We start from the raw sequence: 6,695 nt of genomic DNA, 5'->3' as shown, positions 1-6,695 counted from the left end.
AATGTGCGACCGCTGTCGCTGTGCACAGCCTCGAGCGGGACGAAGAGTGCGTTCTTCACCGTCTGCGTGAGCACGGCATTCGATGTGGTCATGCCCGGGCGCAACGTGGTGTCTGGCTTCTCCACCGTCACGCGTACCTCGAACACCTTGGCATCGGCGTTGGGCCGTTGTTCACCCACATTCGCCACCTGCACGATCTTGCCGCGCAGTCGCTTGCTCGGGTCGGCATCGAGCGCGATCTGCACTTCCTGGTTCACGGCCACCTTTCTCACGTCGATCTCGTTGAGGAAGGTGATCGATTCCATCTGCGTGAGGTCGGGCAACGTGGCCACGGTCGGCTCCCATGGAGTCACCTGCGAGCCGGTGGTTTTCTTGCGACCGTTCCACTCCTTCACGTAGATGACCATGCCATCGGCGGGTGCGCGGATGGTGAAGCCGGCCATCACGTCATTGATGATCTTGAGGCGATTGCGCTGCCGTTCGAGATCGGCGCCCACTTCGCGCATCTTGGCCGACGCCTGTTCCTGTTTGGTCTTGTAGTCGGTGGTGGACTTGGCCAGACCGCGCGTAGCTTTCTCGAGGTCGATCTCGGCCTGGCGTCGCACGCTCGGTGCTTCGAACTGCGCCTGTTCCTTCGCGATGCGCTTCTCCTCGAGCTGCAACTGCATGTTGCGGAGGTCTTCGCGGGCCTGCGACAGGTTGAGCGTGGTATCGAGCTGCGCCTGCGTGTACTGCGCGTCGGCCTTCTGCAACGCGAGCGTGACCTCCTGCATCTTGGAGGCCAGCGGTGAGCGATCCAGTTCGGCCACCACATCGCCGGACTTCACCACCGTGCCTTCTGCCACGATGGTCGCAATCTTGAGCTGGTAGGCCTCTGCCTGCTGCGTGTTCTGTGGCAGCTGGATCTGCACGAACTTGGGAGCGCGCAGCTCGCCGGATGTCGTGACGACCACCTCGAAGTCACCGCGCTTCACGGGCACGACCCCGCTGGCTTCGTTTACGCCGCCCGTGTCGCGGGCATACAGCCAGGCAGAGGCACCGACGAGCAACACGGCGAGAGCACCAACGTACCGAAGCCGGGCGCGCAGGAATCGCAGCATAGACACCATTCGGGGTGGGGGACCATTTGCGGGTGCGCCATCATGGCACCGCAGGAACCACTCCGCAGCGGCTGGGCACGAGTTTTCATCGACTCGTAATCCAACCATTGATTGGGACTGGTCCCGGTCTCCCCATCGGACAGGGACATTCCGCCAAAGGTTGCCAGCGGGATACGGCAGAGCCCGTCAGGACTCTTCGGGCACTTCCGTGATGGGGCCTGGAGGCTGTGGTGCCTGATTGGGCCGCCACCAGCCATCGGGTGCCACGGGCTCGGGCTGCGCCGCGCCGACATTGGCCGACGTCACGGCGGCGTAGATGAAGTTCTCCGACGGTACGGGTGACCCGGCCATTCGCCGCAGCATCGCCAACTGCCCCGCGTGCGTCATGGTGTCGGACAACGGCCCGTGCAGAAACTGGATATCAGTGATGCTCGCCCTGAGTGACGGATCCACGAAGTCGTCGCGCAGTCCCTCAAGCGTCGCATGAAATCGCTCGATCTCGAGCGCCAGACTGCCGAGTCGGGGCGGTGCAAAATCACCCCCGCGCAGAAACGTGCGGGCATAGCCGATCACGCCGGTCATGTGCCAGAGCAGTTCATATGGCGTGCGCACATGGTGCGCCGCACGGAAGTCGCCGAAGCTCTCGGGCGCGCCACGCAGCGCCTTCTGGGTGCGATAGGCAATCGACGCGAGAAAGTGCTGCAGCATCGCCCGCGACGCGGGGTCGAATGGCGTCATCTGGTCACTCACGGGTTTCAGTGCGCATGACCGAAAGATATTCCCGCCACGGCCCCACGTCGTCACGATATCGTCGCGCCATCGTACGACTCACCTGCAGCAGGTGCGCAAAATCGTGCGCCACCCAGGTGGCCAACAACTGGCGCAGCGTCACCGCTCCGAACGCGGGGTGCACCCCTTCAAGCGCCAACTGCTCTTCGGTGAGTGCCCACCCCCGTACGACCGCGAGGTTCGCCGCGCGACTGGTTGCGAACTCGTCGAGCAGCATGTCCAGCGTCTTGCCTTCGCTTTCGCGGAATTGAGCAAGCCGGTCATAGGGCGCGAACGTGCGTTCGGTGCCCTGCGCGAGAATGAGGCGCGCCCGCACCACCCAGTCATCGTGTTCGCCATGGACGAGGTGACCCACCACATCGAAGGCGCTCCACGTCTCGCCGCCTTCCGTCGCGGCAATCCAGGCGGAGGGCAGGCCACCCAGCATGGCGCGCAACGTGGCCGGCGTGCGCTCCAGCACGGCCAATCCTTCATCGAGTACAAATGTCATGGTGATGACTCCAGAGGGGATGCCACCAATATACGGGCGGGCTGTGTCCAACTGCGCTCAGCGCGCGCCCAGCCATCCCCACTCGGTCAACGCGGTTTGTATGGCACGCCGCATCTGACGCTGTCCCGGCTGGTAGTAGAAGCCGAAAAAGTGACCGGCGTTCTCCACTTCACTCAGCGTCACCCGGTTGCCCAGCCCACGCGACTGTTCAACGAAGGTGCGCACCGGCTTGATGTCGCAGTACTCGTCCTGGCTGGCGTGCACGAACAACGTGGGCGGTTGCTGCGCCATCGTGGACAGGATCGGCGTGAACTCGGACACCACCGCCTGCAGCCCAACGACCTTGCGGAAGAAGCCGTCCTCGCCGGGGCCACTGGGATACACACACGCGCCCACCGCCAGTACTGCTGCCGGATAACGGCGCGTCGCGACTGGCATGGGTTGTGGCACCTGTCCTTCGGCGGGCGCGGGTGGCAGTGGCAAGAGGCCGCGCGTGCCGAGGATGGTGGCCAGCGTCGCGCCGGAAGAGAAACCCGCCACGCCGACGCGCGTGCTGTCGATGTGCAGTCTCGACGCGTTGCGCACGATCCATTCATGCGCCAGTACCGCGTCCTCCACCTGCTCGAGCGGGCCGCTGTCAAAGCGATTGCTTGTGCGCAGCTCCACGCCCACCACGGTCACGCCGTTTTCGCGCAGTGCGCCCACCACCCCCGGTGAATGCCACCAGGTGCCGCTGTTCCACGATCCGCCGTGGAACCACAACATAGCCGGTGTCACTGTCGTGCTGTCCACATTCTCCGGTCGCAGGATGTGCACATTCATTGCCACATTGTCCAGCGTGCGATAGGTCTCCACGTGATGACCCTGCTGCATGGCGCGATCCACGGCAAGAAGCGAGTCGATGCGCGCCCGCGCGGCAGAGTCCACGCCGAGCGCCAGCCAGCGTGCATACACAGAATCGACGCCACGACCACCGTTCTCCTCGATGGCGGTGGCCAGCATGCGGGAGGTGGTACGGCGCAGCAGCGTGGAATCGGTGAGCAGGGTGGTCGCTGACGCGAACTCCGCCCGCAGCCAGCGCGCATCGCCATGCTGCAGCGCCGGTTCGCTGGCGAGTAGACTCCGCGCCCGCTCATGAATCACCGCGCCCAGCAATTCTGCATGCTCCGGCAATGACGACCATCGCAGGTCGTCGAGCTGGATACCGGACAACAAGACCGTGAAGTCCGTTTGGAGGGCAAGCTTGCGCTCGTCGGACTCGCGCCAGTGAAAGTAGGGATACACCACACGACCAAATGCATGACGCAAGCGCAGGCGCATCATCTCGCGTTCGCGAAACTCCCTGTCTGTGCCCCCGACGCGACGCAGAGTACGCAGGTCATCGTCGTACGCGGCTCTCCATTCCCGCGTGAAGTCGGAAGGCTGCTCTGTCCACAGCGCCGCCAACTCCGGCGTGGCCATGGCCCGTGGTCCAATGAGATATCGATTGAGCTGTGCGCCGCGACCCTGAAAGACCGGGTACGTGCTCGCACTGAGCGTGACCCGGAGATCTGCACCGGGCTGCACGTAGATCTCCAAGGGAGAGCCGCACAACAGCCGATAGCCGCCGGGTGCGACACCGGTGAAACGAAACAAGCTGTCCCCACCGCGTTGTGCCGGCCGATCGTCGAGCATGGCCACACGACAGGCCTGACCAGGTGCGCGCACCGTCACCGTGCCCCGCGCACCCTGCAGGGACACTGCCCCCTGTGCCCGAATCGCCGCGGGCAACACCAATGGCAATAGGGATGACAGGAGCATCCCGATGAGCTGCGACAACGAAACGCTGACACGCATTGTCTTCCTCTTGTCTTCCCGATCGGATTTCACGTCAGCATGAGCAGAGTTCGACCCTGGGCGAATCCTCGCCGGCTTCGATCCGTAGTGTTCGCGTGAAAGTGTAATCCGTCGTGCGCCGTTCAGCCTCAACTGAATCACACCTGAACCGCACCAGAGCCACCGCACTTCTTCAATTACACCGCCGACCTCCCGCCGATGTTGCCCTCTCACGACGCCACCACCGGTCGCACTACCGGTTCCTTTGCCAGTCCTGCAGGTGCGGCCGATTCTTCCCGACGCCGTGCTCTCGTGACACTCGGCGCGCTCGGCGTGGGATTGGGTACGCCCGGTCTGGCCTCGGCCGCCACGTCCGACGATCAGTTCTCATCGGAATTGGCGTCCGCGCAAAACAGCACCGATTTCGCCCGGCTGCTGCGCCTGGCCCGTGTGCCGTCACTGAGTCTGGCGGTGATCGAGCGTGGCCGCACCCGTACACAATCCGTGGGCGTGCGACGCAGTGGCGAACCCGCGTCGGCCACCGCCGACACGGTGTATGCGGCCGCGTCGCTCACCAAGATCGTGGCGTCATATGTCATTCTCGGGCTGGTGCACGAGAAGCGCCTCGATCTCGACGCACCCGTGCACACTTACCTCGCGCTGCCGGACGACGATGCGGCCAGTCGCGCGATCACGGCTCGTCACCTGCTCAGCCACAGTGGCGGCTGGCGCAACTGGCGGTTTGATGCCACGCAGCGACTCACGGCCGATTTCACACCGGGATCGCGGTGGTCCTACTCGGGCGAGGGATTCTTCTTTCTGCAGCGCATCGCCGAACAGATCACGGGCACGGCCTTCGCCGCACTCGCCCGTCAGCGCGTGTTCGAGCCGCTTGGCATGACCCGCTCGAGTCTCGCGCCACTACCCGCGTTGAGCGCACTCCTTGCCAGTGGACACGACGGCCGCGGACGGCCCAATCCGACCGCAGAGAACGACCCCGCGTCCGCACTCCAGCAACTGATGTCGTCTCGTGGCAAAGCAATGGACGAAGCACGCGTGGAAGACCTCGAGGCGGCCCTGCGCACCGCCTCGCCAACACGTGCGGTATTGCCGGTGTTCCTCACCATCAATGCGGCCGCCAGCATGCTCACCACGGCCAATGATTTTGCGCGATTCCTGCAGCACCTCGTCGGATCATCCAGTCGCTCGCCGGTATCGTCCGCCATTGTGGCCGACATGATGAAACCGCAGGTGCGCGGCAACGAGGCCATTCAGTGGGGCCTGGGCGTTGGCCTCGAAGAGGTCGGCACATCACGCTGCGCATGGCAGTGGGGCGACAATCCGGGCTTCAAGAACTTTTGCTGGTTCGATCCCGCCGCCGGACGGGCCATGGTGGTCTTCACCAACGGCGACCGGGGTGCCCGGGTCTACGAGCGTGGGGTACGCGCGCTCACCGTAGACGATCATCCGGGTTTCCTCTGGGCGTAGCGAGGGCATGTCGTGCATCTTTCATCGATGTACGACACCCCGACCGTTCTCCTGCTGCACTCCACCGCCACCACGGCGGAGATGTGGGCGCCGTACGAGGCCATCGTCGCTCCCCTTGGCGCACCGCTGCGGCCGGTGCACATCGGCTACCCGCCGCGACCGCCCGTCAACGGCGTGGTGGTCACTGCGGCGGATGACGCGGCCACGGTGCTGCAACAGCTCGACGACGCCCATCCTGGCGGTGGCCCGGTCGACATCGTCGCACATTCCTATGGCGGACTGGTCGCGCTCACGCTGGCCCCGCTGCTCGGCACACGGCTGCGCTCCCTGTTCCTCTTCGAGCCGACGCTGTTCTCTTCACTGCGTCCCGTCGTCGATACGATCGATGCAGAAGCGCGCGCGACGCTCGAAGGATTTGCCAACGATCCGCATTTTCTGCACGACGATCAGTACGGCGGCAGTGAACCGTGGATCGAGCGCTTCATCGACTTCTGGAACCGGCCCGGCTCGTGGCAGCGCATGCCGCCCGCGCAGCAGGCGGTGATCCGCACGATCGGCTGGAAGATGTACCAGGAAGTGCGCAGCGTGAACGGCCCGGATGCGCTGGAGCAGCTTACGCTGCCCGCATCCATGCCCATCACGCTCGCGCTTGGCTCACGCACGCCGGCCATTGCCCACGCCGTGATTTCCCTGCTCGCCGCGCGCTACCCGAACGCACGCATCGTCACACTCGAAGGGACCGGGCACATGGCGCCCGTCACGCATGTGGCGCCCACGCGCGACGTCCTGGCCGAGCATGTCGCATACGTTTTACACACCACCGCCAATCAACCGAGGACATCATGAGCGAAGGCCCCAGCCAGACCGGCACCGTCGTGCAGCAGGAGCAGGATCACCGCGGTGGATTTCACTACGAAGTGGGCGGCAAGCGCCTCGCGTCGATGACGTACAGCCGCGCCGGTGCGGCGCTGATCATCATCGACCACACCGAAGTGGACAAGCAGCTTTCGGGT

At 64.7% G+C, this 6,695-nt stretch carries 6 protein-coding genes; 2 read left to right on the top strand and 4 right to left on the bottom strand.

All coding sequences use genetic code 11. The features are described 5' to 3' along the window. From VGE27_RS06115 to VGE27_RS06100, 4 genes are all read right to left on the bottom strand, one after another. Nucleotides 1-1,109, bottom strand: a 1,109-nt coding sequence (locus VGE27_RS06115) for an efflux RND transporter periplasmic adaptor subunit (RefSeq protein WP_331048754.1), incomplete at its 3' end; no start/stop codon positions are given. A gap of 177 nt (nt 1,110-1,286) precedes the next feature. Next, nucleotides 1,287-1,838, bottom strand: a complete 552-nt coding sequence (locus VGE27_RS06110) for a hypothetical protein (protein WP_331048753.1) — start codon at nt 1,836-1,838, stop codon at nt 1,287-1,289. Between the two features lie 4 nt (nt 1,839-1,842). Next, nucleotides 1,843-2,379 (bottom strand): DinB family protein, encoded by a 537-nt coding sequence (locus tag VGE27_RS06105; protein WP_331048752.1) that lies wholly within the window; start codon nt 2,377-2,379, stop codon nt 1,843-1,845. Nucleotides 2,380-2,436: 57 nt separating this feature from the next. After that, on the bottom strand, nt 2,437-4,179 hold the full coding sequence (locus VGE27_RS06100) for an alpha/beta hydrolase (protein ID WP_331048751.1): 1,743 nt from the start codon (nt 4,177-4,179) through the stop codon (nt 2,437-2,439). 234 nt (nt 4,180-4,413) lie between these two features. On the opposite strand from VGE27_RS06100, the gene VGE27_RS06095 reads away from it, so the two are divergent. Further along, entirely contained in the window at nt 4,414-5,682 is a 1,269-nt protein-coding gene (locus VGE27_RS06095; protein ID WP_331048750.1) for a serine hydrolase domain-containing protein, read from the top strand. 27 nt (nt 5,683-5,709) lie between these two features. Then, complete coding sequence (locus VGE27_RS06090) at nt 5,710-6,528, top strand: alpha/beta hydrolase (protein ID WP_331048749.1); 819 nt, start codon at nt 5,710-5,712, stop codon at nt 6,526-6,528. The last annotated feature ends 167 nt before the right edge of the window (nt 6,529-6,695 follow it).

Source organism: Gemmatimonas sp. (assembly GCF_036405635.1).
Lineage (GTDB): Bacteria > Gemmatimonadota > Gemmatimonadetes > Gemmatimonadales > Gemmatimonadaceae > Gemmatimonas.
The sequence above is the reverse complement of the archived record's forward strand: the minus strand, read 5'-3'. Positions and strand labels throughout refer to the sequence as shown.

Bases quoted from the DNA above. Each gene is read 5' to 3' on its own strand.
- VGE27_RS06095 (WP_331048750.1), top strand. From the start codon at position 4,414: ATGTTGCCCTCTCACGACGCCACCACCGGTCGCACTACCGGTTCCTTT.
- VGE27_RS06110 (WP_331048753.1), bottom strand. From the start codon at position 1,838: ATGACGCCATTCGACCCCGCGTCGCGGGCGATGCTGCAGCACTTTCTC.
- VGE27_RS06105 (WP_331048752.1), bottom strand. From the start codon at position 2,379: ATGACATTTGTACTCGATGAAGGATTGGCCGTGCTGGAGCGCACGCCG.
- VGE27_RS06090 (WP_331048749.1), top strand. From the start codon at position 5,710: ATGTACGACACCCCGACCGTTCTCCTGCTGCACTCCACCGCCACCACG.
- VGE27_RS06100 (WP_331048751.1), bottom strand. From the start codon at position 4,179: ATGCTCCTGTCATCCCTATTGCCATTGGTGTTGCCCGCGGCGATTCGG.